At 67.2% G+C, this 25,860-nt stretch carries 21 protein-coding genes; 5 read left to right on the top strand and 16 right to left on the bottom strand.

The genetic code is table 11. The features are described from left to right. Window positions 1-4: 4 nt before the first annotated feature. Genes VARPA_RS03105 through VARPA_RS03095 form a run of 3 tightly spaced genes read right to left on the bottom strand, consistent with a single transcriptional unit; the run spans window position 5 to window position 3,128 of the window. Window positions 5-1,363, bottom strand: a complete 1,359-nt coding sequence (locus VARPA_RS03105; RefSeq protein WP_013539091.1) for an aspartate aminotransferase family protein — start codon at window positions 1,361-1,363, stop codon at window positions 5-7. Then, complete coding sequence (locus tag VARPA_RS03100; RefSeq protein WP_013539090.1) at window positions 1,360-2,463, bottom strand: phosphotransferase; 1,104 nt, start codon at window positions 2,461-2,463, stop codon at window positions 1,360-1,362. Before VARPA_RS03100 ends, VARPA_RS03105 begins: the two co-directional genes overlap by 4 nt. After that, entirely contained in the window at window positions 2,463-3,128 is a 666-nt protein-coding gene (locus VARPA_RS03095; protein ID WP_013539089.1) for a haloacid dehalogenase type II, read from the bottom strand. The genes VARPA_RS03100 and VARPA_RS03095 overlap by 1 nt, the downstream gene beginning before the upstream one ends. Before the next feature lie 276 nt (window positions 3,129-3,404). On the opposite strand from VARPA_RS03095, the gene VARPA_RS03090 reads away from it, so the two are divergent. Further along, window positions 3,405-5,498, top strand: coding sequence for a TonB-dependent siderophore receptor (locus VARPA_RS03090; protein ID WP_013539088.1), 2,094 nt, complete (start codon window positions 3,405-3,407; stop codon window positions 5,496-5,498). 112 nt (window positions 5,499-5,610) lie between these two features. Here VARPA_RS03090 and VARPA_RS03085 read toward each other — a convergent pair whose 3' ends face one another. The 13 genes from VARPA_RS03085 to VARPA_RS03025 all read right to left on the bottom strand — a co-directional run bounded on the left by VARPA_RS03085 (window position 5,611) and on the right by VARPA_RS03025 (window position 21,194). Further along, window positions 5,611-6,888, bottom strand: a complete 1,278-nt coding sequence (locus tag VARPA_RS03085) for an NAD(P)/FAD-dependent oxidoreductase (RefSeq protein WP_013539087.1) — start codon at window positions 6,886-6,888, stop codon at window positions 5,611-5,613. A 50-nt stretch (window positions 6,889-6,938) separates the two neighbouring features. After that, window positions 6,939-7,862 carry a GNAT family N-acetyltransferase gene (locus VARPA_RS03080; RefSeq protein ID WP_013539086.1) on the bottom strand — a complete coding sequence of 308 codons (924 nt, stop codon included), beginning with the start codon at window positions 7,860-7,862 and terminating at the stop codon, window positions 6,939-6,941. An 8-nt stretch (window positions 7,863-7,870) separates the two neighbouring features. Beyond that, window positions 7,871-9,196: an NAD(P)/FAD-dependent oxidoreductase gene (locus VARPA_RS03075; RefSeq protein WP_013539085.1), complete on the bottom strand. Its 1,326-nt coding sequence runs from the start codon at window positions 9,194-9,196 to the stop codon at window positions 7,871-7,873. A 96-nt stretch (window positions 9,197-9,292) separates the two neighbouring features. After that, on the bottom strand, window positions 9,293-10,711 hold the full coding sequence (locus tag VARPA_RS03070) for an aldehyde dehydrogenase family protein (RefSeq protein WP_013539084.1): 1,419 nt from the start codon (window positions 10,709-10,711) through the stop codon (window positions 9,293-9,295). A 33-nt stretch (window positions 10,712-10,744) separates the two neighbouring features. Continuing rightward, window positions 10,745-11,098 (bottom strand): cupin domain-containing protein, encoded by a 354-nt coding sequence (locus VARPA_RS03065; RefSeq protein WP_013539083.1) that lies wholly within the window; start codon window positions 11,096-11,098, stop codon window positions 10,745-10,747. Between the two features lie 229 nt (window positions 11,099-11,327). Next, window positions 11,328-12,806: an NAD-dependent succinate-semialdehyde dehydrogenase gene (locus VARPA_RS03060; RefSeq protein WP_013539082.1), complete on the bottom strand. Its 1,479-nt coding sequence runs from the start codon at window positions 12,804-12,806 to the stop codon at window positions 11,328-11,330. Between the two features lie 40 nt (window positions 12,807-12,846). Next, window positions 12,847-13,935 carry a tartrate dehydrogenase gene (locus VARPA_RS03055; RefSeq protein ID WP_013539081.1) on the bottom strand — a complete coding sequence of 363 codons (1,089 nt, stop codon included), beginning with the start codon at window positions 13,933-13,935 and terminating at the stop codon, window positions 12,847-12,849. A gap of 11 nt (window positions 13,936-13,946) precedes the next feature. Continuing rightward, entirely contained in the window at window positions 13,947-15,605 is a 1,659-nt protein-coding gene (locus tag VARPA_RS03050) for an ABC transporter ATP-binding protein (protein ID WP_013539080.1), read from the bottom strand. Continuing rightward, window positions 15,605-16,510 (bottom strand): ABC transporter permease, encoded by a 906-nt coding sequence (locus tag VARPA_RS03045; protein WP_013539079.1) that lies wholly within the window; start codon window positions 16,508-16,510, stop codon window positions 15,605-15,607. Before VARPA_RS03045 ends, VARPA_RS03050 begins: the two co-directional genes overlap by 1 nt. Before the next feature lie 10 nt (window positions 16,511-16,520). Then, a complete protein-coding gene (locus VARPA_RS03040) occupies window positions 16,521-17,477 on the bottom strand; it encodes an ABC transporter permease (RefSeq protein ID WP_013539078.1) in 957 nt (318 codons plus the stop codon). A gap of 34 nt (window positions 17,478-17,511) precedes the next feature. Beyond that, complete coding sequence (locus VARPA_RS03035) at window positions 17,512-19,134, bottom strand: ABC transporter substrate-binding protein (RefSeq protein ID WP_013539077.1); 1,623 nt, start codon at window positions 19,132-19,134, stop codon at window positions 17,512-17,514. A gap of 70 nt (window positions 19,135-19,204) precedes the next feature. Next, window positions 19,205-20,497 carry an NAD(P)/FAD-dependent oxidoreductase gene (locus tag VARPA_RS03030; RefSeq protein WP_013539076.1) on the bottom strand — a complete coding sequence of 431 codons (1,293 nt, stop codon included), beginning with the start codon at window positions 20,495-20,497 and terminating at the stop codon, window positions 19,205-19,207. A 31-nt stretch (window positions 20,498-20,528) separates the two neighbouring features. Then, window positions 20,529-21,194, bottom strand: a complete 666-nt coding sequence (locus tag VARPA_RS03025; protein ID WP_013539075.1) for a haloacid dehalogenase type II — start codon at window positions 21,192-21,194, stop codon at window positions 20,529-20,531. Window positions 21,195-21,765: 571 nt separating this feature from the next. On the opposite strand from VARPA_RS03025, the gene VARPA_RS03020 reads away from it, so the two are divergent. The 4 genes from VARPA_RS03020 to VARPA_RS03005 all read left to right on the top strand — a co-directional run bounded on the left by VARPA_RS03020 (window position 21,766) and on the right by VARPA_RS03005 (window position 25,763). Further along, window positions 21,766-22,644 carry a GNAT family N-acetyltransferase gene (locus VARPA_RS03020; protein WP_013539074.1) on the top strand — a complete coding sequence of 293 codons (879 nt, stop codon included), beginning with the start codon at window positions 21,766-21,768 and terminating at the stop codon, window positions 22,642-22,644. Between the two features lie 11 nt (window positions 22,645-22,655). Then, complete coding sequence (locus VARPA_RS03015; RefSeq protein ID WP_013539073.1) at window positions 22,656-23,591, top strand: 2-hydroxyacid dehydrogenase; 936 nt, start codon at window positions 22,656-22,658, stop codon at window positions 23,589-23,591. Window positions 23,592-23,786: 195 nt separating this feature from the next. Beyond that, window positions 23,787-25,190 (top strand): aspartate aminotransferase family protein, encoded by a 1,404-nt coding sequence (locus tag VARPA_RS03010; protein ID WP_013539072.1) that lies wholly within the window; start codon window positions 23,787-23,789, stop codon window positions 25,188-25,190. Window positions 25,191-25,268: 78 nt separating this feature from the next. Then, window positions 25,269-25,763 (top strand): Lrp/AsnC family transcriptional regulator, encoded by a 495-nt coding sequence (locus VARPA_RS03005; protein WP_013539071.1) that lies wholly within the window; start codon window positions 25,269-25,271, stop codon window positions 25,761-25,763. The last annotated feature ends 97 nt before the right edge of the window (window positions 25,764-25,860 follow it).

Below are 25,860 nucleotides of genomic sequence, written 5' to 3'. Positions count from 1 at the left end.
ACGTTCAAGCCGACGCTTGCGGCGTGCGCTGCGCCTCGGCGAGCGAGGCGTCGAGCGCTTCGATCACCATGCCCGCCTGCTCCGCCGACAGCACCAGCGGCGGGCGGATCTTGAGCACGTTGTGCCCCTGCGCGCAGGCACTGAGCAGCACGCCCTTGTCGCGCATCAGGTTGACCACCCGGCTGGTGAGGCCGCGATCCGGCGCGCGTGTCGCGCGGTTCGATACGAGTTCAACGCCCACGAAGAGCCCCGCGCCGCGCACGTCGCCGATGGCCTCGTGCCTTGCGGCGAGCCCGGCGATGCCGTCGCGCAGCAACCGACCAACGTGGGCGGCGTGCGGCAACAGCCGCTCCCGTTCGATGGTCTCCAGCACCGCCAGCGCGGCCGCGCAAGAGACCGTGTTGCCGGCGAAGGTGTTGAAGTAGCGCGAGTGCTTGCCGAATTCCGCCAGCGCGTCGGCGGTCGCAAGAAGCCCCGCGATCGGCTGGCCGTTGCCCATCGGCTTGCCCAGCGTGACGATGTCGGGAACGAGGCCATGGCGCTGGAAGCCCCACATGTGCTCGCCGGTCCGGCCGAAGCCTGGCTGCACCTCGTCGGCAATGAAGAGCCCGCCGGCGCGCTTGATCGCCTCGACCGCTCCCTTCAGGAAGCCCGCGGGCTCGGGCAGGATGCCGTCGCTGGTGAAAAGCGAATCGACGATCAATGCCGCCGGCTTGATGCCGTGCCGCTGCAGGTCGGCAATCGCTGCCTCCACGTCGCGCGTGAAGCGCTCTCCCAGGTCGGCGCCTTCGGCGTGGTACAGGCGCGGGGCCGGCACCAGCCGAACGTGCGGGCCGAGGGCGACCGTCACGCCGAGCGATGGCGAGAACTGCGACACGGCGTCGGTGATGCCGTGGTATGCCGTGTCGGTCACGATCACACCCGTGCCGCCCGTGCGCACCTTGGCGATGCGGTAGGCCAGGTCATTGGCCTCGCTGCCGGTGCAGGTGAGCATCAGGTGGGCCAGGTCCGTGCCAGGCACGCTGGCGATCAGGCGTTCGGCCAACTCGAGGATGGTGTCGTGCAGGTACCGCGTATTGGTCGCGAGCGTCTGCACCTGGCGGCAGATCGCCTCGGTCACCGCGGGGTGGCAGTGGCCGAGCGAGGTGACGTTGTTGTAGACGTCGAGGTAGCGGCGGCCTTCCGGGTCCATCAGCCAGACGCCGTCGCCGCGCACGATGTGCAGCGGGTGTTCGTACATCAGCCGGTAGGCCGGGCCGAGCAGCGCATTGCGCCGCTCGATCATCGCCTCGGTGGCGGGCCCGACGTTGGCGCGGCCGGGAATGTAGGCGTTGACCATGTTGAAGTCGGCAGTGGTTTTCATGAGGAGGCTCCGGTTCGTGTGGGGGTCAGCAAGCGGTCGCGCGCGTCGTGGCGGGAGAGGTCTGCCATCTGCGACAGCCCCTCCCAGGCCGCGGGGTTGTGCCGCAGGATGTAGGCGCGGTTTTCGGGATAGCGCAGGGCGCGCCACTCCGAGATCAACGCAGTGATGAGATGGCGCGTCGCCATGAGGTCGGCCACGACTTCCTGCTCCGGCGCGGTCAGCGGCAGCACGCACTGGTAGGCGCCGACGAACTGCGCCGGCCCTTCGAACGGATCCGCGCTGCCGGTCATGTGGAAGGCGGCAGCCGTCGCCACCTCGCCCACCAGCGGCGCGTGGAGCATGTCGCCGAAATCGATGATGCCGGTGATGCGCGCCGGGTCATCGGGCGCGACCAGCACGTTGTAGAGGTGGTAGTCGTTGTGGATCACCTGCGCCCGGAGCGATGCAAGGCGGGGCAGCACACGCGCGGTGAAGCGCGCCATGAACGACCGGGCCAGCGCACGCCGCGGTCCTTCGGCCAGGCTGTCGAGCTGCGCGGTCAGCCGGTGCGCTGCCGACACGTTCCACAGCAGGTCGTGCGTGGCCGCGGGATGCGTGAAGTCCCTCAGGGCAAGGTTCAGTTCGGCGAGGCCCTTGCCCATCGCGATGCGCTGGGCGGCGGTGCGCGGCGTCTCCCGGATCTGGACGCCCTCCAGGTAGGTGAGCATGCGCACGGTGGCGGGGGTGCCGTCGGCGAGCGCCACGGTGCCGCGCGCACGTCCATCGAGCATTCGCACGACGCGGGGAACCGGCTGGCCGGGCGAGGTGCGGGCGATGTGCTCGATGGCGGCGATCTGGAAATCGACCAGCGACACCGGCTCCGAAGGGTTGCTGATCTTGAATACGTAGCGCGCGCCGTCCGAGGATTCCAGCGCGCAGTTCTGGTCGCGCTCGCCGGCCAGTGCCTTCACGCCGACATCCATGCCGTACAGATGCGCCACCAGCGCCTGCACCTCGGCCGGCGCCAGGTCGGGCACTGCGGTGCCCAGTTCGGCGGCCTCGTCCGGGCGCTCTTCGGGCACCGCTCCCTGGCGGCCAGGGGAGGAGTCGAGGCTGGCCATCAGAGTCCCAGCAGTGCGGGGAGCTGGCGAACGTCTGTCAGGCGGTTCACGCCGTATTCGGTCGACGTGGGTTCGTGGCCTCGGTCGATGAAGGCCTTGGCCATGAAGCCGAGATCGGACGCCGTCATCAGGTCGTACCGGAAGCTCGAGGAGACATGCATCATGCGGTCGGGTCCGCATCCCAGCCGGTCGAACATGTGCTCGAAGGCTTGCATGCGTGGCTTGTAGGCGCGCGCTTCCTCGGCGGTGTAGACCGCGTGGAAAGGCGCCTTGAGGTGCGCGACGCTGTGGGGAATGAGGTCGACCATCGAGTTCGACAAAATCACCAGCGGCACATGCGGCGCAATCGCCTCCAGCACTTCGACCACGTTCGGATGCGGCTGCCAGGTCGGCACCGCGGCGTACAAGGCGACTGCATCCGATGCCAGGCATTCGATACCGTGCGCCTTGCAGGTGCGCTGGGTCGCGTTTTGCACCACGTCGAAAAAAGGCTTCCAGTCGCCCAGCACCTCGTCGAGGCGGTAGGCCTTGAAGCTGTCCAGGAATGCCGGCATCCGCTCGGCTGGAACGCGGTCCTTGAACAAGACCTTTGCCGTCGGGCCCATCTCGAAATTGATGAGCGTGCCGTAGCAATCGAAGCTGATGAATTTGGGTTTGAAGATCATCGGTAGACCTGCTGCGTTGAGAGGAAACAAGTCTAGGTTTGCCCCCTCTGCAGGAGATGCCATATCGCTGTGGATACCGAGCAGATTCTTGGTCAATGCGCGAGCGGCCTGGCATTTTTGACGGCGCTGTTCGGCACGCACATGGATCAGCTTCGTGCGGGATGCATTGCCGCGCAACAACGCGCCGAGCGAGGGGCCATCGTTGGCGGATAGCCAAGTGCTTCTTATAAAATGAAAATAAGATTCATTCTCAATAACGTGTAGCAAAGCTCCTTGATGTTCCGTATCGCCTTCGCCTTGTTTCCCCTAGCCTCTCTCGCCTCCCTCGCAGCCGCACAAGACGGCACCGGCAACGTACCGGCCGCTCCTATGAGCAATTCGCTGCCAGAAGTGCATGTCGTTTCGGAGCCCGACTCCGGCGGCTACAACCCGACAAACAGCAGCGGCGCCACACGCACCAGCACGCCGCTTCGTGAGGTGCCGCAATCGGTACGCATCATCTCCAGCCAGATGATCGAAGACATGGGTGCGACGCGCCTGGCCGACACGGTGGATTTTGTGAGCGGGATCACGCGCCTCAACGACTTCGGCGGCACATGGGACAACTTCGGTATTCGCGGCTTCAGCAGCACCGATATGGGATTTCTGGTCAACGGCTTCCCCGGATCACGCGGCTACAACCCGCAGCGAGACACCGCCACTGTCGAGCGCTTCGAATTCCTCAAGGGCCCCGCTTCGGCCGTGTACGGCAGCAGCGAGCCGGGCGGCACCATCAACATCGTCACGAAAAAGCCGCAGTTCACGCGCCGCAATACGGCCGACTTCAGCATCGGCAGCCAGGGCCTGCGCCGCAGCACCCTGGACAGCACCGGCGCGCTGAGCCGGAACGTGGCCTACCGCCTGAACCTGGCGGTGGAAGAAGGCGACAGCCGAAGCGATCTGTTGAGCAACCGACGCACCCTGGTCGCGCCCGCGCTGACCTGGGTCATCGACGACAAGACAGTGCTCAACTACGAGTCCGAGTTCCTGCGTTCGAAAACGCCGCTCGACCGCGGACTGATCAACGTTCGCGGCGTGCTAGGAACCCTGCCTCGCGACCGGGTGCTCAACGAACCCGGCGACGGCAACATGACGCTCACCAGCAATACGCACCAACTCACGCTGGAGCACGAGTTCTCGCAGAACTGGCGTGCCCGCATGGGCGCGAGCTACAAGGAAAGCACCTTTTCCGGCAACTACACCGAAGCGACTTCGCTGGCCGGCGACAACCGGACCCTCAACCGCCGCGCGACCTGGCGTCAGTTGCCGTCGCGCGACACGTCTTTCCAGGCGGAACTGGAAGGAAAGTTCACGACCGGTTTCCTGGCCCACACGCTGTTGATCGGCATGGAAGCGTCCAGGCTCTGGATGAACACCGAGATCCTTCGCTCGGGCAACTATCCGATCGACATCTACCAGCCGGTGTATGGAAGACCCCAGCCGCCGCTCGCGTCGCTGACCTCCAGCACGGACGAGCATCAGCGCGCGAGTGCACTTTTCTTGCAAGACCAGATCAGCCTTTCGCCGCAATGGAAGCTTCTGGTGGGCGCCCGCTACGACCACTTCAGACAGAGCATCGAGGATCGCGTCGCGACCCGCAACAGTGCTCAGCAGCACGATGCCGTCTCGCCCCGCGCCGGGCTGACCTATCTGCCGAACGACTGGAGTTCCTGGTACGTCTCTGCCGGCAAGTCGTTTCGCGGCAACAGCGGCACCGACAAGAACGGCCGGGCATTCGATCCCCAGCACTCCACCGCGCTCGAGGCCGGCTTGAAATTGCAAACGCCCGACCAGCGCCTGGGGGCCAACCTGGCCGTGTTCGACATCAAGAAGACCAACGTCCTCACTGCAAGTGACACGCCAGGCTTCTCCGTGGCGGCGGGCGAAGTCAAGAGCAGCGGCTTCGAGGCGGATCTCTATGGCCAGATCGACAAGAACTGGCGGGTCAGCGGGAATTTCGCCCATATCGATGCCCGCGTCTCCAAGGACGCCACCTTGGCGCCAGGCACACGAATCGCGAACATCCCGAGGACGAGCGCGGGCCTGTTCGCCATCCGTGAAGATGCACTGGCCGATGGCAGCCGCTATGGGATCGGTGCCGGCATCAACTACGTGGGCAACCGTTCGGGCAACAGCGCCGACACCTATGCCCTGCCCGCCTACACCACCGTCAAGCTGGTGAGCTTCTGGCAAGTCAACAAGACTGCCCGCGTGTCGATCGATGTGCACAACCTCTTCAACAGGAACTTCTATACCGCCTCGTGGAGCACCTTGTACGTGATTCCCGGAGCAAAACGCAGCATCGTGGCCAGCCTGAAGCTGGACCTCTGAAGCTTCGGCGTTGACGGATCAGATCTGTATTCATAACTGGGCACTCAACGCACAAACTGCCGAGTCGCAGCACTGCTCACGCTCGCGACTGTGTGGACCGAGGCAAAGGCATTCAGCGCAACAGATCCTGAAAGCGGTAATACGCCCCGACGATGGGAAGAAACCATGGCTTGCCGAAATGGCCCGGAATCGCAGGCCAGTCGAAATCACGCCAGGGGTTCAGGTCGGCGCGGCCATCCAGCACTTCCGCCATGACCGCGCCCATGTAGGTCGACATGTGCGTTCCATGCCCGCTGTAGCCCATGGAATAGAAAAGGCCGTTGCGCTCGCCGGCGCGCGGCAGGCGGTCGCGTGTCATGTCGACCATGCCGCCCCAGCAGTAGTCGATGCGGGTGTCTTTCAGCTCGGGGAAAACCTCCACGAGCGACCGTTGCAGGATGACGCCGCTCTTCATGTCCGACTTGGGATTGGTCGCCGCGAAACGCGCGCGGCCGCCGAACAGCAGGCGGTTGTCCGGCGTGACGCGGAAGTAGTTGACGAAGTTCTTCGTGTCCGTCGTCATCCGGCGCCGCGGCGTGAGCCGGTCGAGCACATCGACCGACAGCGGCTCGGTCACGATGATGAATGCCCCCACGGGAACGATGCGGCGGCGGAACCATGCCAACGGCCCTATGGCCGACGTGCCGGTCGCGAGCAGCACCTGCTTGGCGCGAACGCTGCCGTCGGGGGTTTCGACCTGATGCACCGAACCGCCCTGGCGCTGCAGGCCGACGACCGGCGCGTTCTCGTAGATGCGCACGCCGCGCCGGGCTGCCGCCACGGCAAGGCCGTGGCCATAGCGGCCCACGTGCATGCCGGCGCTCTTGCCGAAGACCATGCCGCCGAAGTACCGATCCGACCCGATCTCGCTGCGCAGGTCCGCCCGCGTGACCATGTGGGTGTCCGGATCGCATTCCTTCTCCATCAGTGCCTGCGCGCGGGCCAGCTTGTCGTAGTGCTCCGGCTTGGCAGCGAGCTTGAGCTTGCCGACACGCTTGAAGTCGCAGTCGATGCCTTCCTCCGCGATCAGCGATTCCACCTTGCACACACCCGCGTCGAAGGCGCGATAGAGCATGTTGGCGCGCTCTCGTCCGAGCCTGCCCGACAACGCGACATAGTCCTGTGCGAAGCCGTTGTTGCACATGCCGCCGTTGCGGCCGGACGCGGCACTGCCCACCGTGCTGGCGTCGAACACCGCAACGCTCGCACCCTTCTTGGCGAGCGCGATGGCCGCGGACAACCCGGTGAAGCCCGCACCGACCACCGCCACATCGACATCGCCGCTGGGCGCTTCGGTCTGTGCGGCGGTGAACTTGGGCGCGGTATCGAGCCAGTAGGGCATCAGCTTCATGGACAAACTTTCATCGTCTTGGGGACGAATTTGCGAGGTGGGTCGCGGCGTCAGCCGAACGACTGGTTGGAAAGGGCGAACAGGCGCGCGTCCGCATCTGCATCTGCATCTGCATCTGCATCCGCACCGATGGCACGCGCCTGGATGTCGCGCACCATGGGCACCGCATGGCCAACGCAGGGCAGCCCCATTTCGCTCAGCCATGCAGACAGCCCGCTGCTCTCGGTCACGTCGATGCGAAGGAACCGGCCGCGGGTTCGGCCAGCCAGTGCGGCGATGAGATCCATTGCGTCCGCCGCACTGTCTGCGCCCGATGCGACCACCGGGCCGATCACCACGCCACGTCCGAATTCCCTCGCGCAGGCGTAGGCCGACACACCGGCACCGCGGTCGACGACCATCGTCGTCCCGGCCGCGAACAACGCGCTCAGCAATGCGGTTCGGTCCATCCCCGTGGCGGCCAGGTCCAGGCGGCGCACGCTCTCGTCGTCTGCCGCTCGCATGGGGCGCACGCCCGCCGGTGTCGCGGCAAGAACGGTGTCCGCGGGCAGTACCGCCTGATGCTGAAACACCTGCCCGCGGGCAACGAACCCAAGCTGTGTATAGAGCGGAAGACCTTCCTGGGTGGCGTTCAGGAACACCGTGCGATCGCGCGACTCGTCGAGCAGCTTTTCCATCAAGGCCCGCCCGAGGCCGCGGCCTTGCATGCCCGGATCGACGATGACCATGCCCATCGAGGCATGGGTCTGTCCATAGGGCCACCACAGCGCCGTGGCGACCAGGCGGCCGTCGACTTCCGCCGCGAAGCCGCTGCCGAGATCGAAGGCGAAGCGCCAGTCGGCTTCCCGGTACGGCCATCCCAGCGCGACCGATTGTTGGACCGCACCCGGCAAATGATCGGCGCGCAGCGCGATGAGGTGCGGCGCCGTCTTGTGCGCCGGCGCGTGCAGGCCACGAGAGGGGTCGAGCGTCATGGCACGGCCTAGAAGTCCGAGACCTTGCCCCAGGCCGAAGACAGGAATCGGTCCGGGTGATACGGGCGCGGGTCGACAAGGGGTTCTGCACCGCTGACGATGTCGGCGATCAAGTGCCCGGCCCCTGGACCGATACCGAAGCCATGGCCGCTGAACCCTGCCGCCAGCACGAGCCCGGGCAGGTTCGTGATCTCGCCGATGCCCGGCACACCGTCGGGCGTGCTGTCCACATAGCCGGCCCAGGATGCGGTGACCGAACTCCCCTTCAGCGTCGGCATCAGTTCGACGGCGCGCTTGTACGTGAGGCGAACAGCCGAGGCGTCCGCCTTCGGATCGAGCACGCGCATCCGCTCCATCGGCGTCGGCTTGTCGAGCCGCCAGCGGGACCAGGCTTCATGGCCCGAGCGGACGCCTTCGAGTCCACCGGGCGCGAGATTGCGCCATCGCCGCTGGAACATGGGCAGGAACTGCGGTGCAAAACGCAAGAGCTGCAGCGTCGGGTCCACGCGACCACGGCCGCTGATGGCGATCGCGTATCCGCCGTTCATGCGCCGCGTCATGGAAACGCCGGTCGTGTGGAGCGCAGGCGGAATCTCCTTGCTGCCCGTGGCAACCGACAGCATCGTCTGGCGGATCGACGCCTGCGGAAACCGGATGCCGTATTGGCGGCAGAACGACGATGCCCAGGCGCCGCCGGCGAGCACCGCGACCTTGGTGCGGATGGTGCCGCGCTCGGTGACCACGGCCGAGAGGCGCCCGCCTTCGGTCTCGATACCTCGCGCCGCACAGCCCTGGTGAATCGTGCCGCCGAGCTTCATCAAGGCCCGCGCCACGGCGGGGGCCGCTCGCGAGGGGTCCGCGGTGCCGTCGGTCGGCGAGAAGACGCCTCCCTTCCAGGGCTTGCCGCTGGCACGACCGTGTCGAGCCGCCTCGTCGGCCGTCAGCATGTGGGTTTTCACATCGACGGTGCGCGCAAATTCGCCCCAGCGTGCCCACCCATCCAGTTCCTTCTCGTTGTTGCTGAGGTACAGCAACCCGCATCGCTGGAACCCCGTGACCTCGCCGGTTTCCGCAGCGAACTGCTCCCACAGGTCCAGGCTCTTCGTGGCCATCGGCAACTCGCGGGCGTCGCGGTTTTGCTGACGGCACCAACCCCAATTGCGGCTCGATTGCTCGGCGCCGACACGTCCTTTTTCGACGAGCGCGACTTTCATCCCGCGCTTGGCCATGTAGTACGCGGCAAAGACGCCGATGATGCCGCCGCCGATCACGACAACGTCGGCGTGCGTCGGCAGTTCTGGACTGGACTCGACGGAAACTAGAGGTGCGGGCATGCTTGTGATTACCAATGAAAGTTCAGTGAAAACTGGAGGACAGGTTTGGTTTCGCGTGACGCGGCTTCCTCGCTTCCTCGTTTCTTGGAAGCAAGGTCAATAGCCGAGGATGGCCTTGGTTTCGAGGTACTCCTCGAGCCCATGGACGCCGTATTCGCGGCCATTGCCGGACCGCTTGTATCCGCCGAACGGCGCATGGCTGTTCCACGCCGGATAGTTGATGTGCACCTGGCCGGCGCGAATTTGCCTGGCTACGCGCTGCGCTCGCTCCCGGTCGCCGGACTGCACGCTGGCACCGAGGCCATAGACCGTGTCGTTCGCAATCGCAATGGCCTCTTGCTCGTCCCGATACGGAATGATGACCAGCACGGGGCCGAATATTTCTTCCTGCGCCACCCGCATGTCGGGCGTTACGTTGGAGAACACGGTCGGCTGTGCAAAGTAGCCATGCGTCAAACCGGCCGGCCTGCCCGGACCGCCGCAGACCAGCTTGGCGCCCTCTTCTATGCCGCTGGCGATCATCTCCTGCACCCTCGCATATTGCGCAGCGTTTGCGATCGGACCCATCGAGGTTTTTTCGTCGCGTGGATCGCCAACGTTGATGCCCATCACCGCCGCTTGCGCCAATGCTTCCACCTCGGCCAGGCGCGACGCGGGCACCAGCATCCGTGTCGGCGCGCTGCACGACTGGCCCGCGTTGCGCATTCCCGCCAGCACGCCCTTGGCCACGCCTTGTTCGAAATCGGCGTCGTCCAGAAACAGGTTCGGCGACTTGCCGCCCAGTTCCTGCACGACGCGCTTCACCGTCACCGCGGCGGCCTGGGCCACGAGCACGCCGGCGCGCGTCGATCCGGTGATGGAGATCATGTCGACATCGGGATGCGCTGCCAGTGCCGCACCGACCACCTCTCCCCTGCCCCCGACCAGGTTGAAGACGCCGGCCGGCGTGTCGGCGTCGTGCATCACCTGCGCGAAAAGCTGCGCACTGTAGGGCGACAACTCACTGGGCTTCAGGACGACCGTGCAACCCGCGGCGATTGCCGGCGCGACCTTGGCGGTGATCTGATACAGCGGCCAGTTCCACGGCGTGATCAGTGCGCAGACGCCGATCGGCTCTTTCGAAATCGCGGTGCTGCCATCCAAGGAAAGAAACCTGTAGCGCTGAAGCACTTCCATCTGCGCGCGAACATGCGCGATGCCGAAGGGCACATGGGCGGCCCTGGCGAATCCGATGGGCGCACCCATCTCCGCCACGATGGCTTGGGCGAACAACTCCGCGCGTTCTTCCAGCAACGCCAGGATTCGGCCCAGCAGCGCAAGCCGCGCCTCGACGGAACTTCGCGAAAACGTTTCGAAAGCCCTCCGGGCCGCGGCGACGGCCAGGTCCACATCCGTCGACGAGCCCGCTGCAACGTGCCCGATGACTTCTTCGGTAAACGGATCGACGACCGCAATGCCTGCGGCATCGGTGCGGTCTTGCCAGCATCCATCGATATAGAAGCGGGCGTCGTTCATGCGTAGTTCAGTTGTCATCACGGCGCTTTCCGGTCAAGCTATGACCCACACCTTGCGGACGGTTTCGATGGTGCGCCACGTTCCGACATAGCCCGGCTTCATGATGAAGCAGTCGCCGGCTCGGTAGGTCAACGGGGGCTGGCCTTGCTCCGTGATTTCCACCACGCCCGAAAGGATCAGGCAGAACTCCCACGTCTCGCCCTTGATGGAGTGATTGACGCCAACGGTCGACTCGAACACGCCGGCGCGCACCTTGCCGTCCTTCGCGCTGTCGACGTCCCAGTTGCGGCATACGACATCGCCCTCGATGACGCGTTCCGCCGGCGGCCGGTATTCACGCGGTTCGCCGAGTTGGTCGAGGTTGAAAGGGACAAGAAGCTTGGACATGTGAAACCCTGTTCGCGTTGGTTGGATGGTGAACCAATGCTAGAAAAATTCCGGCTGCGTTGATGCTGAACCAGCGGGCGATAACAGCGGGAAATATGTCTTTGCGGGCGTGCGCTGATGGATCGTGCGGTGGCCGTTGGCGCGTCGAGAAGGAGGTGCGGTCCACCGGCTGGTTCGGTAGCCTGCGGTTGGGTTTTTCTCGACGCAACCAGGGCGAAACGATGCGCCGTTAAAGCTGCCCCTGGCACACGTACTTGATGTGCATGTAGTCGTCCAGGCCATGCACCGAGCCTTCGCGCCCGTAGCCCGATTCCTTCACGCCGCCGAAGGGCGCCGCCTCGGCGGCCAGCGCGCCCTCGTTGACGCCGACGATGCCCGATTCGAGCGCCTCGGTCACGCGCCAGATGCGGCGCGCGTCGGTCGAATAGAAGTAGGCGGCAAGGCCGAAGGGCGTGTCGTTGGCGGCGGCGATCACCTCGGCCTCGGTCTCGAAGCGCGTGACCGGAACCACCGGCCCGAAGGTCTCCTCGCAGCTGCATTCCATGCTGGCGTCGGCATTCACCAGCACGGTCGGCGCGTAGTAGTTGGGGCCGTCGCAGCGCGCCGAACGCAGCCGCTCGCCGCCGACCGCGATGCGCGCGCCGCGGGACACGGCATCACGCACGTGGCGCTCCATCTTGTCCACGGCGCGCGCGTTGATCATCGGGCCGATCTGCGAATCGGGTTCGGTGGCCGGGCCGACCTGGAGCGCACCGACGCGCGCCGCCAGCTTGTCGACGAAGGCGTCGTGCACCTTGGCCTGCACGAACACGCGGTTCGGGCACACGCAGGTCTGGCCGCCGTTGCGGAACTTGGCGGCCATCAGGCCCTCGACCGCGGCATCGATGTCGGCGTCTTCGAACACGATGAAGGGCGCGTTGCCGCCGAGTTCGAGCGACAGCTTCTTCAACGTATCGGCCGAGGCGCGCGCGAGGTGCTTGCCGACGGGTGTCGAGCCGGTGAAGCTGATCTTGCGCACGCGCGCATCGGCCAGCCACACATCGACCACCTCGGGCGTGCGTTCGCGCGAGGCGGTGACGATGTTGAGCACGCCTGCCGGCACGCCCGCTTCCTGGGCCAGCTTCACGAGCGCGAGCGAAGTCAGCGGCGTGTCTTCGGCCGGCTTGCAGACCACGGTGCAGCCCGCAGCGAGCGCGGGGGCGATCTTGCGCGCGATCATCGCGGCCGGGAAATTCCACGGCGTGATCGCGGCGACCACGCCCACGGGCTCCTTCAGCGCGAGCATGCGGCGGCCGCTCACCGGCGCGGGAATCACCTCGCCGTTGGCGCGCGTGGCCTCTTCGGCGAACCACTCGACATAGCTGGCCGCATAAGCCACTTCACCGCGGCCCTCGGCCAGCGGCTTGCCCTGTTCGCGCGAGATCAGGCGGCCCAGGTCTTCCTGGTGCAGGAGCATCAGGTCGTTCCAGCGCTTGAGGATCTGCGCGCGCTGCTTGGCCGGCACGGCGCGCCAGGCGGGAAAGGCGGCATGCGCCGCATCGACCGCGGCGCGCGCATCGGCGGCCGTGCCGTCGGGCACGCTCGCGAAGACGCTGTCGGTGGCGGGGTCGGTCACGTCGAGGCGGCGCGCATCGCTGGCGTCGCGCCATTCGGCGCCGATGAGATGAAGGCCCGGCAGCAGGTCCTGGCGTTGAAGGGTGAGTGGCATGGAATGAAGAGGTCGGTAAAGAGTTGAGGCAGGGAACGCTTCAGGCCGCGGCCACGCGTTCGGCAATGGCGATGCCCAGTTCCGTCGTGGAAGCGGTGCCGCCCAGGTCGCGCGTGCGCGGCCCTTCGCGCAGCACCGCCTCGATCGCGCCCAGGATGGCGTCGTGCGCCGCGCGGCCGGCGCCCTGGCCTTGCGTGAGAAAGTCCAGCATCAGCGCGCCCGACCAGATCATCGCGATCGGGTTGGCGATGTTCTGGCCGTAGATGTCGGGCGCCGAGCCGTGCACCGGCTCGAAGAGCGACGGAAACCTTCGCTCCGGATTGAGGTTGGCCGAGGGCGCGAGGCCGATGGTGCCGGTGGTCGCCGGCCCGAGGTCCGAGAGGATGTCGCCGAACAGATTGCTCGCCACCACCACGTCGAATCGCGTGGGCTGCAGCACGAAGCGCGCCGACAGGATGTCGATGTGCTGCTTGTCGACCGTCACATCGGCGTATTCGCTGCCGATCGCATCGGCGCGGCCGTCCCACCAGGGCATGCTGATCGCGATGCCGTTGCTCTTGGTGGCGACCGTGAGGTGCTTGCGCTTGCGGCTGTTGGCCAGCTCGTACGCGTAGCGCAGCACGCGGTCGGTGCCGTGGCGCGAGAACACCGACTCCTGGATCACGATCTCGCGGTCCGTGCCTTCGTACATCACGCCGCCCAGCGAGGTGTATTCGCCCTCGGTGTTCTCGCGCACCACGAGGTAGTCGATGTCGCCAGGCTTGCGGCCGGCCAGCGGACAGGGCACGCCTTCGAACAGGCGCACCGGGCGCAGGTTGATGTACTGGTCGAACTCGCGGCGGAATTTCAAGAGCGATCCCCAGAGCGACACATGGTCGGGCACGGTCGCGGGCCAGCCGACGGCGCCGAAGTACAGCGCATCGACGCCCTTGAGCTGCGCCTTCCAGTCGTCCGGCATCATCTGGCCGTGTGCGGCGTAGTAGTCCGCGCTGGCCCAGTCGAAGGTGCGGCAATCGAGCTCGAAGCCGAAGCGCTCCGCGGCGGCCAGCACCACGCGCAGGCCTTCGGGCATCACTTCCTTGCCGATGCCGTCGCCGGCGATCAGCGCAATGCGAAAGGTCGGTGTCATCTCGGTCCTTGTCATGGTGTGGCGATGGTGGTGGCGGCGGAGGTGGCAGTCGCGGTCGCGGCGCGGTCCATCTCGTCGAGCCAGCCGCAGCGCAGTTCGGGAACGGAGCGCGCGAGCAGTTCGTAGTAGGGGTGGTGCGGCCCGCGGTCGTAGTCGGCGCGCGCCACCTGCGCGAGCTTCTTGCCGTGCTGCATCACCACGATCTCGTCGCACACCGCGCGCACCGTGTGCAGGTCGTGGCTGATGAAGAGGTACGACACGCCCAGCTCGCGCCGCAGCTCCGCCATGAGGTCGAGCACCGCCGCGCCGACCACCGTGTCGAGCGCCGAGGTCACCTCGTCGCAGAGGATGAGGTCCGGATCGGCCGCCAGCGCGCGCGCGAGGTTCACCCGCTGCTTCTGCCCGCCCGAGAGGCCGCCCGGCAGGCGACCGGCCACGGTCTGCGGCAGCTTCACCAGGTCGAGCAGCTCGCGGATGCGCTTGCGCAGCGGCTCGCCGCGCAGGCCTTTGTAGAACTGCAGCGGCCGCGCCAGGATGCGCTCGATGGTCTGCGACGGGTTGAGCGCCGTGTCGGCCATCTGGAACACGATCTGGATGCGGCGCAACTCGTCGCGCTCGCGCTGCTGCAGCGTCGGTTTCAGTTCGCGGCCATGGAACAGCACGCTGCCGTGGCTGGGCTTGAGCAGGCCCGCCACGGCGCGCGCGAGCGTGGTCTTGCCCGAGCCCGATTCGCCGATCACGCCGATGGCCTGGCCGCGGTAGAGCTTGAGGTCGATGTTTTCCAGGATCGGCTTGGCCGGCCGCCCCTGTGCATCCACCGGCCCGTAGCCGGCCGAGAGCTGGCGTACTTCCAGCAGCAACTCGGGATCGTCGTTCGCGGCCTTGGCCGACGCGCGCACCACCGGCCGGGCCGCTGCCAGCAGGCTCCTGGTGTAGTCGTCGGCCGGCGCGGCGAGGATCTGCGCGGTCGCGTTCATCTCGCGCATGCCGCCGTTGCGCAACACCAGGATGTGGTCGGCCATCTGCGCCACCACCGCGAGGTCGTGGCTCACGTACACCGCGGTGGCGCGGCGCTCGCGGACCACGCGGCGAAAGGCGCGCAGCACCTCGATCTGCGTGGTCACGTCCAGCGCGGTGGTCGGCTCGTCGAGGATCACGAGGTCGGGGTCGCCGATAAGCGCCATCGCCGCCATCAGCCGCTGCAGCTGGCCGCCCGACACCTGATGCGGATAGCGCGCGCCGATGCCTTCCGGATCGGGCAGCGCGAGCTCGCGAAAGAGCTGCACCGCCTTGGCCTCGGCCTCGGCGCGCTTGCACAGGCCGTGGATCACGGTGGGCTCGACCACCTGGTCCATGATCGTGCGCGACGGGTTGAACGATGCGGCCGCGCTCTGCGCGATGTAGGCGACCGTGCGGCCGCGCAATGCGCGCTGCGCACGGGCATCGAGCGCCAGCACGTCGGTCTCGCCGATGCGCACGCTGCCACCCGAGATGCGGCAGCCGTCGCGCGCATGGCCCATGAGCGCGAGCGCGGTGGTGGTCTTGCCCGAGCCCGATTCGCCGATGAGCGCGAGCACTTCGCCCGGCTGCACCGAGAAGCTCAGGTTGTCGACCAGCGTGCTGGTGCCTGCGCAGATGCACAGGCCCTTGACAGTGAGTGAGGCACCCATCAGAGCTTCCCCCGTTCGCGCGCGGCTCGGCCGGGCAGGTTGTCGATGACCAGATTGACCGCGATGGTCAGGCTCGCGATGGCCAGCGCCGGCACGATCACCGAGGCACCGCCCATGGCCAGCGCGCCGATGTTCTCGCGCACCAGCGAACCCCAGTCGGCCGCCGGCGGCTGGATGCCCAGGCCCAGGAAGCTCAGGCTCGCCAGCAGCAGCACCACATAGACGAAGCGCAGGCCCAGGTCGGCCAGCATCGGGCCGAGGATGTTCGGCAGGATCTCGCGCAGCATGATGTAGAGCGTGCCTTCGCCGCGCGTGCGCGCCACGGTCACGTAGTCGAGCGCGTTGATGTTCACGGCCAGCGAGCGCGCCATGCGGTAGGCGCCGGGCACGTAGATGATGGCCGCGGTGACCACCAGCATCGCCACCGACGAACCGAAGCCCGCCACCATGATGAGCGCGAACATCTTGCTCGGGATCGCGGTCAGCGTGTCCAGCCCGCGGCTGAGCACCGAATCGGTCCAGCGGCCGCTGGCGGCGGCCAGCAGCGCGAGGGTGGTGCCGGTTCCGCTGGCCAGCAGCGTGGCCAGCAGCGCGACGCCGATCGTGTAGCGCGCGCCTTCGATGATGAGCGCCAGCATGTCGCGGCCAAGGTAGTCGGTCCCGAGCCAGTGCGCCGCGCTGATCGGCTCGAAGACGTTGGAGGTGCCCATCGCGGCCGTGCCGTGCGAGAGCAGCCACGGGCCGAGCAGCGCCGCGAGCAGCCAGAACACGAGCACCGCGAGGCCCAGCAGGCCCGAGACGCCGAAGCCGCCGAGCCACGGCAGCATGCGGCCCCTGCGTTTCTGCGGCACCGGCACCGCGGGCACCGCGGCGTTCGCAACGGCTGAAGATGTGGAGGTTTCCATGAGATTCCCTTCAGCGGTGCCGCAGCCGCGGGTTGGCAAGGATGCCGAAGATGTCGGCCGTCGTCACCAGGATCAGGTAGGCGCAGCAGAAGATCATGGTGCAGGTCTGCACCAGCGGAATGTCGCGTTGCGAGACGCCGTCGACCATCAGCTTGGCGATGCCCGGGTAGTTGAAGATCGTCTCCACGATGATCACGCCGCCCAGCAGGTAAGACAGGCTCAGCGCCACCGCGTTGGCAATCGGCCCCACCGCATTGGGCAGCGCATGCGCGAGCACCATGCGCATCGGCGAAGCGCCCTTCAGGCGCACCATCTCGATGTAGGGCGCCTCGAGCTGGTCGATGACCGCGGCGCGCGTCATGCGCATCATCTGCGCCACGATCACGCAGCACAGCACCAGCACCGGCATGGCGAAGGCGCGCAGCATCTGGCCCAGCGACTCGATGTCGCTCACGAACGAAAGCGCAGGCAACCATCGCAGCTTGACCGCGAAGACCAGCACCGCGAGCGTCGCGACCAGGAACTCCGGCACCGACACCACGCCCACCGCCGTGGTGGAGGCCGCGCGGTCGAACCAGGAGCCTCGCCACACCGCCGAGGCGATGCCCAGCGTCAGCGCGATCGGCACCGAGAACAGCGCCGTGACGGCGGCCAGCAACAACGAGTTGGGCAGGCGGCTGGCCACCATTTCGGCCACCGGCATCTGCGTGGTGGACGAAAGGCCGGGGTCGCCCTTCAGCATGCCGAAGAGCCACTTCGCATAGCGCTGGGGCGCCGGCACGTCCAGGCCCATCTGGGCGCGCAGGGCCGCCACCGCTTCGGGCGTGGCGTCCTGGCCGAGTTGCTCCTGCGCCGCGTCGCCCGGCAGCACCGCGGTGATCGCGAAAACGACCACCGACACCGTCAGCAGCGACAGCAGCGCGAGCGCAATGCGCTGGCCGAGGAGCTTGAGGATCACGCGGTTCATGGCGAACATCCCATGCAGCGATGGCCCGCGCGCGTCATGCCTCGAGCCACACGTTCTCGGCGAAGTTGTAGCCCATGAGCCCGCCCAGCGGAATCGGCGACAGGCCCTTGAGCTTCGACGTGTGACCGTCGATGCTCGCAAGGAACAGCGGAATGCCGAGGCCCGCGTCCTGGTGGATCATGGTCTGCATGTCGGCGTACATCTGCTTGCGCTTGGCCAGGTCGGTCTCGGCGCGGGAGGCGAGCAGCAGCTGGTCGAACTTCTCGCTCTTCCAGCGCGACTCGTTCCAGGCCGCGCCCGACTGGAAGAACTGCGTGAGCAACACGTCGGCGCTCGGGCGCGGGTTGACATTGCCGAAGCCCACATGGCTGTTGAGCCAGTGGTTCGACCAGTAGCCGTCGGCCGGCATGCGCTTGATGTCCAGCTCCAGCCCCGCGCGCTGCGCCGTCTGCTGCAGCATGAGGGACATCTCCACCGAGTACAGCGCCACCGGCGAAGCCACGATCGGCACCTTGCCCGTGACGCCGGACTTCTGCAGGTGGAACTTCGCCTTGTCCAGGTCGAAAGGACGCTGCGGCAGGCCGCCGAAGTGGAAGCGGTTGGTCGGGTCGATCGGCTGGTCGTTGCCGATCACCGCGTAGTCGAGCGCAATGGTCTTCTTCATCTGTTCGCGGTCGAACAGATGCTTCATGCCGAGCACGAAGTCCGGGTTGGCGCCGGGGCCCACGTCCTTGCGCATCACCAGGTCGGTGTACTGGCCCGATTGCGTGACGAAGATGCTGAAGCCCGGCGTTCCCTTCACGCGTTCCACCGAACGCGGGTTGACCACGCCGACCAGATCCATCCCGCCCGACAGCAGCGCATTGACCCGCGCGCTCTCGTCGCCGATGCCCACGAACTCGATCTCGTCCAGGTAGGGCTTGCCGGGCTTCCAGTAGGCGTCGTTGCGCACCACCACCGAACGGATGCCGGGCTTGAACTCTTTCAGCTTGTAGGGACCGGTGCCGATGCCCGCGTTGAAGTCGGTGGTGCCTTCCTTGACGATATGGAAGTGCGAGGTGCCCAGGATCACCGGCAGGTCGGCGTTCGGCGCAGTGAGCACGAAGGTCACTTCGTTGGCGCCGGTGGCCTTGACGCTCTCGATCTGGTCGGCGAGCACCTTGGCCTTGGACGCGGTGGCTGGGTCCTTGTGGCGCATCACCGAGAACACCACGTCGGCGGGCGAGAGCGACTTGCCGTCGTGGAAGGTCACGCCCTTGCGCAGCGTGAAGACCCATGTCTTGGCGTCCTTGGTGGTGAACGATTCGGCCAGCGCGGGCTGCGGCGTGAGGCTGCCGTCCAGCGAGGTCAGGCCGTTGTAGACCATGTTGCAGCGCGAGTAGTCGGTCTGGTTCGACTGCTTGGCCGGATCGAGCGTGTCGGTTGCCGCGGCCGTGGCGCCCGCCACCCGAATGCGCCCACCGCGCCGCGGCGTCTGCGCATGCGCCGACACCGCCATGCCCGCGAGGCTGCCGGCCAGCGTGGCCTGCATGCCGCCGGCCATCAGCATCGCGAGGATGTCGCGCCGCGAGGCGCCGCGTTTCAGCGAATCCATCACGCGAAGGCTTTCGCCGGGGCCGACGAGATGTTCGAGGCTCTTTTTGTTGCTGTCGCTCATGGTGGGTACTCCTGGGAGGCCGTGGGGTGGAAGAAATCGAAAGGGGAAAACGCAGATCGGCAGCGGGCGCTCAGGCCAGTCTGTCCTTGAGCCGGTAGTACATGCCCACCGCCGGCAGGAACCAGGGCGCACCGAAGTGGCCGGGGATGGCGGGCCATGCACGGTCCCGCCAGGGGTTGGCGTTGGCGTCGCCATTCATCACGGCGGCCATGCGCTCGCCCATGTGGACCGACATCTGCGTGCCGTGGCCGCTGTAGCCCATGGCGTAGTAGAGGCCGTTGCGTTCGCCCGCATGGGGCAGGCGGTCTTGCGTGATGTCGACCAGCCCGCCCCAGCAGTAATCCAGGCGCACCGCGCCCAACTGGGGAAAGGTCTGGGCCAGCCCCGCGCGCAGGATCTCGCCGCTCGCGGCATCCGACTGCGGGCTGGAGATCGCGAAGCGCGCGCGCCCGCCGAACACCAGCCGGTGATCGGCCGTGAGGCGGAAGTAGTGATGGATGTTCGCGACCGTCGTGTAGGTGCGCCGCGCCGCCAGCAGCGCGTGCGCACGCTCGGCGCCCAGCGGCTCGGTCACCACGATGAAGCTGCCGATCGGCACGATGCGCCGGCGCAGCCAGCCGAAGCTGCCGTAGCCGCCATGGCGCGAGGCGCCGGTGGCCAGCAGCACCTGCTGCGCGGTGACGCTGCCGCGCGCCGTGTGCAGCCTGTGCGCGTGGCCCTGGCCCAGGCGCTCGATGCGTTCGACGGCGGTGCTTGTATGAATCTGCGCGCCGTGGCGCTGCGCGGCCGTGGCCAGGCCGTGGGCGAAGCGGCCCATGTGCATCTGGCCGCTGCGCTTGTAGAGCAGGCCGCCGTGGAAGCGATCGCTCTGCACCTCGCCGCGCACCCGCGCCGCATCGAGAATCTCGACCTCGGTGTCCACGCCGTCGTCGACGAGGCGCTGCGCGCTGCGTTCGAGCGCGTCCATCTGGCTGGCGCGCGTGGCGAGCTTGAGCTTGCCGTGCCGCATGAAGTCGCAGTCGATCTCCTCGTCGCGCACCAGCCGCGCCACGGCGTCCACCGAGGCGTCGTAGGCGTGGTACCAGGCGCGGGCTTTTTCAACGCCGACCTTGGCCGCCACATCGGCATAGTCCACGGCCAGCCCATTGTTGACGTGCCCGCCGTTGCGGCCCGACGCTTCCGCCGCCACCCGCGTGCCGGCCTCCAGCACCGCGACGCGGGCACCGCGCCGGGCGAATGCCAGCGCCGCCGAGAGGCCGGTGAAGCCACCGCCGACGATCGCGACGTCGACCTGCCCCGGCAGCGCACACGCTGCGGGGGCAAAGGCCGGCGCCGAATCGGTCCAGTAGGAGTCGAGCTTCATGGCGTGATGAGGCGTGCGGGCCGCGGAGCGATCAGAGACCGACGACGCCGGGAAGGCCGCCGATGTCCTGGATTTCCGTGTAGCGATAGGCCGGGTTGCCCGGGCCGTGGCCGCGGTTCACGAACACCTTGTTGACGATGCCCATGTCGTCCGCCGACATCAGGTCGTAGCGCAGGCTGGACGACACGTGCAGCACGTCTTCCGGGTTGCAACCCAGCGAGTCGAGCATGTATTCGAAGGCTTGCAGGCGCGGCTTGTAGGCCTGCGCCTGCTGCGCGGTGTAGACGCGGTGGAAGGGCGCGCCGAGCATTGCGACGTTCTTCTGGATCTGGTCGTCGGAAGCGTTCGACAGGATCACCAGGGGAATCTCCTTGGCGACCTTTGCCAGGCCGGCCGCCACGTCATCGTGCGGGCTCCAGGTGGGCACCGCGTCGTAGATCTTCTGCGCGTCCAGGTCGAAGTACTGGATCTTCCATTTCTTGCACAGGCGCCGCACCGCGTTCTTCAGCACCACCTCGTAGGGCTTCCAGTCGCCCAGCACCTCGTCGAAGCGATAGGCGGTGAAGTCGGCATGGAACTCTTCCATGCGCTCGGCCGGAATGCGGTCGGCGAAGAGGTCGGCGGCCATCTCCTTCATGCGGAACCGGGTGAGAGTGCCGTAGCAGTCGAAGGTCACGTATTTGGGACGGAAGGTCATGGTCTCGAATCCTTGATCAAAAAAGTTGGGACATGGATGGGAATTGCGACAAGCTCATTACGAAGTGATTGCAGCACGCAGTCGCGTGACGGATGTGTGGAAAAACGATGTCCGCCGCAACGAAGCTGCGGTTTGCGGGGGCGGCGACGGCATGCCGTGCGGTCTGCCCTCGATGCGTGCCGCCATGCACCTTGATGTGCCGCAGCACAGCCGGTCGGCACGCTTTTGAAGCGCTGCCTGGCCTCGGCTGGCTGGCATCCCAGGCCCTGCCGATGCCGTTGGCACTGCTGAAGCAGCCCACCGGGATGTGCGTGGACAGAGGCATTGCGTGGCATGGGTGTGGCATTGGCATGAGGAGCGGCGACACATAAGGGAATGGCGACCGATGCTAGGCAGGTTGGCGCAGCATTTGTGTGCGTATGCCGGGTGCGCCACCGCAGGCAATTGCAAAAGCGGGGCATGCGGCAGGCGAAGCTTGCGAGTTGCGGCGGATGCCCGTTTCGCACTGGTGCACAGCCGCGTTGTCGTCCAAGATGGACGCGCAATCCACCGCAACAGAGAGAGTTTTCCGATGCCCGATCCGATTCCGAATGCACCCGCCATGGACGGCGTGGTGTTCAGGCCGATGACGCCCGCCGACCTGCCGCATGTGCATGCGCTGTCCGCCGAATTGCGCTGGCCGCATCGCCCGGCGGACTGGGCTCAGACCTTCGCGCATTCCGAGGGAATCGCAGCCGAGCGCGACGGCCAGATCGTCGCGACCGGCCAGCGCTGGCTCTGGGGTCCTGCGCACGCCACCATCGGATTGGTGATCGTCTCCCCCGCTTGCCAGGGCCGCCGCATCGGGCACCGGCTGATGACCGCGCTGCTCGACGGCCTGGAAGACCGCACCGTGCTGCTGCATGCGACAGCCGAAGGGCGCGGACTCTATGAGCGGCTGGGCTTCGTGCGCACCGGCGAGATGCGCCAGCACCAGGGCATTGCGTCGTCGCCACCGCTGGTCGCGCTGCAGCCGGGTTGGCGCCTTCGGCCCGCGGGCCTGAACGAACTGCCTGCATTGCAGGCACTCGACTCGGCATCGCGCGGCATGCCGCGCAATGCGCTGATCGCCGACCTGCTGCAAAGCGCCGATGCCTGCGTGGTGCTCGATCGCGAGAACGAGCCCGTCGGCTTCGCGATGCTGCGGCGCTTCGGGCGCGGCCATGTCATCGGTCCGGTGGTGGCCCCCGATGCGGACGGCGCGAAGGCATTGATTGCGCACCTTGCGGGCGTGAATACCGGCCAGTTCACGCGCATCGACATCGACTTCGACAGCGGGCTGGCCGAATGGCTCGAGAGCATCGGCCTGCTGCGCGTGGATGCGCCCACGACGATGGTGCGCGGCGCGCCGCTCGCAGTGCCGCCGGCCGGGCCGACGCTGTTCGCGCTCGTCACGCAGGCTGTGGGCTGAAGGGGAAACCGATGGACACCACGACCCTCCTCTACAAGTCCGACCCCGTGCGCGGCCGCCAGTGGGCCGAGGTGTTCGCTCGCCGCCGGCCCGATATCGACTTTCGCATCTGGCCCGATGTCGGCGATCCGGCGCAGGTGCGCTTTCTTGCGGCCTGGGAGCCACCGCCCGACATGGCGGAGCGCTTCCCGAACCTGCAGGTGCTGTTTTCCTCGGGCGCGGGCGTCGACCAGTTCGACTTCGCGGCGCTGCCGCCCGCGTTGCCGGTGGTGCGCATGGTCGAGCCCGGCATCGTGCGCGGCATGGTCGAGTACGTGACGCATGCGGTGCTCGGCCTGCATCGCAACATGCCGCAGTACCAGCGCCAACAGGACGAAGGCGTGTGGAAGCCGCTGCCCGTGCTGCCCGCCGGCGAGCGGCGCATCGGTGTGCTCGGGCTGGGCTCGCTCGGGCAGGCCGCGCTGGCGCAGCTCGTCGCGCTGGGCTTCGACTGCGCGGGATGGAGCCGCTCGCGGCATGCGGTCGACGGCGTGCAATGCCACGCCGGTGCCGATGAGCTGCCGGCCTTTCTGGCCCGCACCGACATCCTCGTGTGCCTGCTGCCGCTGACCGACTCGACACGCGGCTTCCTCGATGCGCGGCTGTTCTCGCTGCTGCCCGCGGGCGCGGGCCTGGTGCACGTGGGGCGCGGTCCGCAACTGGTGGACGCGCACCTGCTCGCAGCCCTTGCCAGCGGGCAGATCGGCGATGCGGTGCTCGATGTGACCGACCCCGAGCCACTGCCGCCGGAACATGCCTTCTGGCGCCATCCGCGCATCCGGCTCACGCCGCACATCGCCAGCATGACGCAGCCGCTGAGCGCCGCAGAGGCGCTGCTCGACAACCTCGCGCGCTTCGACGCCGGCGAGCCGATGGTCGGCTTGGTCGATCGCGCGCACGGGTATTGAGCCGTCGATCGACGCGCCCCATCGAAGCGCCCATCGAGACGCCGAAAAGACCGACCGCACGATCTGCTGCCGACGCCGCACACAACCGCAGCCTGCTTCGCCGAGCACCCCCAAAGCAGCACCACCTCGCGCGATGCGCGGCCTAAGCTGAGGGCATCGACAGCCTCCTTTGCTCTCGCCTTCACACACACCGCCATGACGCACCCCACCGCACTGCCTCACCACGCCGCGCTCGACGCGATCGACCGCGCCCACCTCATCCACCCCGTCTCGCCCTGGCGCGTGCACGAGCAGCGCGGCCCCACCGTGCTGGCCTCGGGCCGCGGCGCCTGGCTGACCGACGGCAACGGCCACGAACTGCTCGATGCCTTCGCCGGCCTCTGGTGCGTGAACGTGGGCTACGGGCAAGAGAGCGTGGTGCAAGCCGCCGCCGAGCAGATGCGCCGGCTGCCGTATGCCACCGGCTACTTTCACTTCAGCAGCGAGCCGGCCATCCGTCTGGCCGAGAAGCTCGTGCAGATCACGCCCGCGTCGCTGACGCGCGTGTACCTGACGCTGGGCGGTTCCGAAGCGGTGGATGCCGCCGTGCGCTTCATCGTGCAGTACTACAACGCGACCGGCCGGCCCTCCAAGAAACAGTTCATTTCGCTGGAGCGCGGCTACCACGGCTCGTCGTCCACCGGCGCGGGGCTCACCGCGCTGCCGGCCTTCCATCGCGGCTTCGACCTGCCGCTGCCCACGCAGCACTACATCGCGTCGCCCTACGCCTACCGCCGTGCCGATGGCGCCGACCCGCAAGCGCTGATCGCCGCGTCGGTCGCGGCCTTGCGCGCCAAGGTGGCCGAGCTGGGCGCGGACAACGTGGCGGCCTTCTTCTGCGAACCCATCCAGGGCTCGGGCGGTGTCATCGTGCCGCCCGTGGGCTGGCTGAAGGCCATGCGCGAGGCCGCGCGCGACCTGGACATCCTCTTCGTCGTGGACGAAGTCATCACCGGCTTCGGCCGCACCGGCCCGATGTTCGCCTGCGAGGCCGAGGGCGTGGAGCCCGACCTCATGACCATGGCCAAGGGGCTGACCGCCGGCTATGTGCCGATGGGCGCCACCATGATGTCCGAGAAGGTCTACGCCGGCATCGCCGATGGCGCGCCCGCCGGTGCGTCCATCGGCCACGGCGCCACCTATTCGGCACACCCGGTGGGCGCCGCGGTTGCGCTCGAGGTGCTGCGGCTCTACGAAGAAGGCGGCGTGCTCGCCAACGGCCACCGCGGCGCCGCGCATTTCGCGGCCGGGCTCGATGGGCTGCGCACGCATCCGCTGGTGGGCGATGCGCGCCACCGCGGCCTGCTGGGCGCGCTGGAGCTGGTGAGCGACAAGGCCAGCAAGCGCGGCTTCGATGCGGCACTGGGGCTGTCCGACCGCATCTTTGCCGCCGGCTACCGCAACGGCCTGGTGTTCCGCTCCTTCGGCGACCACATCCTCGGCTTTGCGCCCGCGCTCACCTTCACCGAGGACGAGTTCGCGCAGCTCTTCGCCCGGCTGAAGAAGACGCTCGACGAAGTGCTCGAGGCACCCGACGTTCGCGCCGCGCTGGCGGCCTGAACAGGAAGACGCGCAAAGCCTCCCTTAATCACCGGCCGACGACGCAGAATCGGACCTTTCCTGTAATCGGGCTCCGCCATGTCAGAAGCTTTCAAGATCGACCGACTCGACCTGCGCATCCTGGCCCAGTTGCAGAAGAACGGGCGCATGACCAACGTCGACCTGGCGGACGCGGTCGGACTGTCGCCCAGCCCCTGCCTCATCCGCGTCAAGCGGCTGGAGCAGGCCGGCTACATCGCCGGCTATGGCGCGCACCTGCGGCTCGAGAAGCTCGGCGACACGCTGACGGTTTTCACCGAGGTCACGCTGCAGGACCATCACCGCGAAGACTTCGTGCGCTTCGAGGCCGCGATCCGCGAGGTCGACGAGGTGCTCGAATGCCACCTGGTCAGCGGCGGCTACGACTACCTGCTGCGCTTTCTCACCCGCGGCGTGAACCACTACCAGGAAGTGATCGAGGGCCTGCTCGAACGCAACATCGGCATCTCGAAGTACTTCAGCTACATCGTCATCAAGTCGCCGTTCATCAAGACGCACTGCCCGATCGAGCGGCTTTTTCCTCACGAGCACTGAACGCTGCCGGGCCAGACATCTGGCTGGAGGAACCGGAACGCACGGCGATAAGTGGCGGCCGCGGCTTCATCCGATATTCATCTGCGGTTCGACCTGG

Source organism: Variovorax paradoxus EPS (genome assembly GCF_000184745.1).
Lineage (GTDB): Bacteria > Pseudomonadota > Gammaproteobacteria > Burkholderiales > Burkholderiaceae_C > Variovorax > Variovorax paradoxus_C.
The sequence above is the reverse complement of the archived record's forward strand: the minus strand, read 5'-3'. Positions and strand labels throughout refer to the sequence as shown.

What these genes read in the sequence shown, in the direction of transcription:
- VARPA_RS03060 (WP_013539082.1), bottom strand. Translation starts at nt 12,806, where the DNA reads ATGCCACTCACCCTTCAACGCCAGGACCTGCTGCCGGGCCTTCATCTC.
- VARPA_RS03070 (WP_013539084.1), bottom strand. Translation starts at nt 10,711, where the DNA reads ATGAACGACGCCCGCTTCTATATCGATGGATGCTGGCAAGACCGCACC.
- VARPA_RS03005 (WP_013539071.1), top strand. Translation starts at nt 25,269, where the DNA reads ATGTCAGAAGCTTTCAAGATCGACCGACTCGACCTGCGCATCCTGGCC.
- VARPA_RS03105 (WP_013539091.1), bottom strand. Translation starts at nt 1,363, where the DNA reads ATGAAAACCACTGCCGACTTCAACATGGTCAACGCCTACATTCCCGGC.
- VARPA_RS03080 (WP_013539086.1), bottom strand. Translation starts at nt 7,862, where the DNA reads ATGACGCTCGACCCCTCTCGTGGCCTGCACGCGCCGGCGCACAAGACG.
- VARPA_RS03035 (WP_013539077.1), bottom strand. Translation starts at nt 19,134, where the DNA reads ATGAGCGACAGCAACAAAAAGAGCCTCGAACATCTCGTCGGCCCCGGC.
- VARPA_RS03055 (WP_013539081.1), bottom strand. Translation starts at nt 13,935, where the DNA reads ATGACACCGACCTTTCGCATTGCGCTGATCGCCGGCGACGGCATCGGC.
- VARPA_RS03020 (WP_013539074.1), top strand. Translation starts at nt 21,766, where the DNA reads ATGCCCGATCCGATTCCGAATGCACCCGCCATGGACGGCGTGGTGTTC.
- VARPA_RS03015 (WP_013539073.1), top strand. Translation starts at nt 22,656, where the DNA reads ATGGACACCACGACCCTCCTCTACAAGTCCGACCCCGTGCGCGGCCGC.
- VARPA_RS03010 (WP_013539072.1), top strand. Translation starts at nt 23,787, where the DNA reads ATGACGCACCCCACCGCACTGCCTCACCACGCCGCGCTCGACGCGATC.
- VARPA_RS03025 (WP_013539075.1), bottom strand. Translation starts at nt 21,194, where the DNA reads ATGACCTTCCGTCCCAAATACGTGACCTTCGACTGCTACGGCACTCTC.
- VARPA_RS03065 (WP_013539083.1), bottom strand. Translation starts at nt 11,098, where the DNA reads ATGTCCAAGCTTCTTGTCCCTTTCAACCTCGACCAACTCGGCGAACCG.
- VARPA_RS03040 (WP_013539078.1), bottom strand. Translation starts at nt 17,477, where the DNA reads ATGAACCGCGTGATCCTCAAGCTCCTCGGCCAGCGCATTGCGCTCGCG.
- VARPA_RS03090 (WP_013539088.1), top strand. Translation starts at nt 3,405, where the DNA reads ATGTTCCGTATCGCCTTCGCCTTGTTTCCCCTAGCCTCTCTCGCCTCC.
- VARPA_RS03095 (WP_013539089.1), bottom strand. Translation starts at nt 3,128, where the DNA reads ATGATCTTCAAACCCAAATTCATCAGCTTCGATTGCTACGGCACGCTC.
- VARPA_RS03100 (WP_013539090.1), bottom strand. Translation starts at nt 2,463, where the DNA reads ATGGCCAGCCTCGACTCCTCCCCTGGCCGCCAGGGAGCGGTGCCCGAA.
- VARPA_RS03030 (WP_013539076.1), bottom strand. Translation starts at nt 20,497, where the DNA reads ATGAAGCTCGACTCCTACTGGACCGATTCGGCGCCGGCCTTTGCCCCC.
- VARPA_RS03050 (WP_013539080.1), bottom strand. Translation starts at nt 15,605, where the DNA reads ATGGGTGCCTCACTCACTGTCAAGGGCCTGTGCATCTGCGCAGGCACC.
- VARPA_RS03045 (WP_013539079.1), bottom strand. Translation starts at nt 16,510, where the DNA reads ATGGAAACCTCCACATCTTCAGCCGTTGCGAACGCCGCGGTGCCCGCG.
- VARPA_RS03085 (WP_013539087.1), bottom strand. Translation starts at nt 6,888, where the DNA reads ATGAAGCTGATGCCCTACTGGCTCGATACCGCGCCCAAGTTCACCGCC.
- VARPA_RS03075 (WP_013539085.1), bottom strand. Translation starts at nt 9,196, where the DNA reads ATGCCCGCACCTCTAGTTTCCGTCGAGTCCAGTCCAGAACTGCCGACG.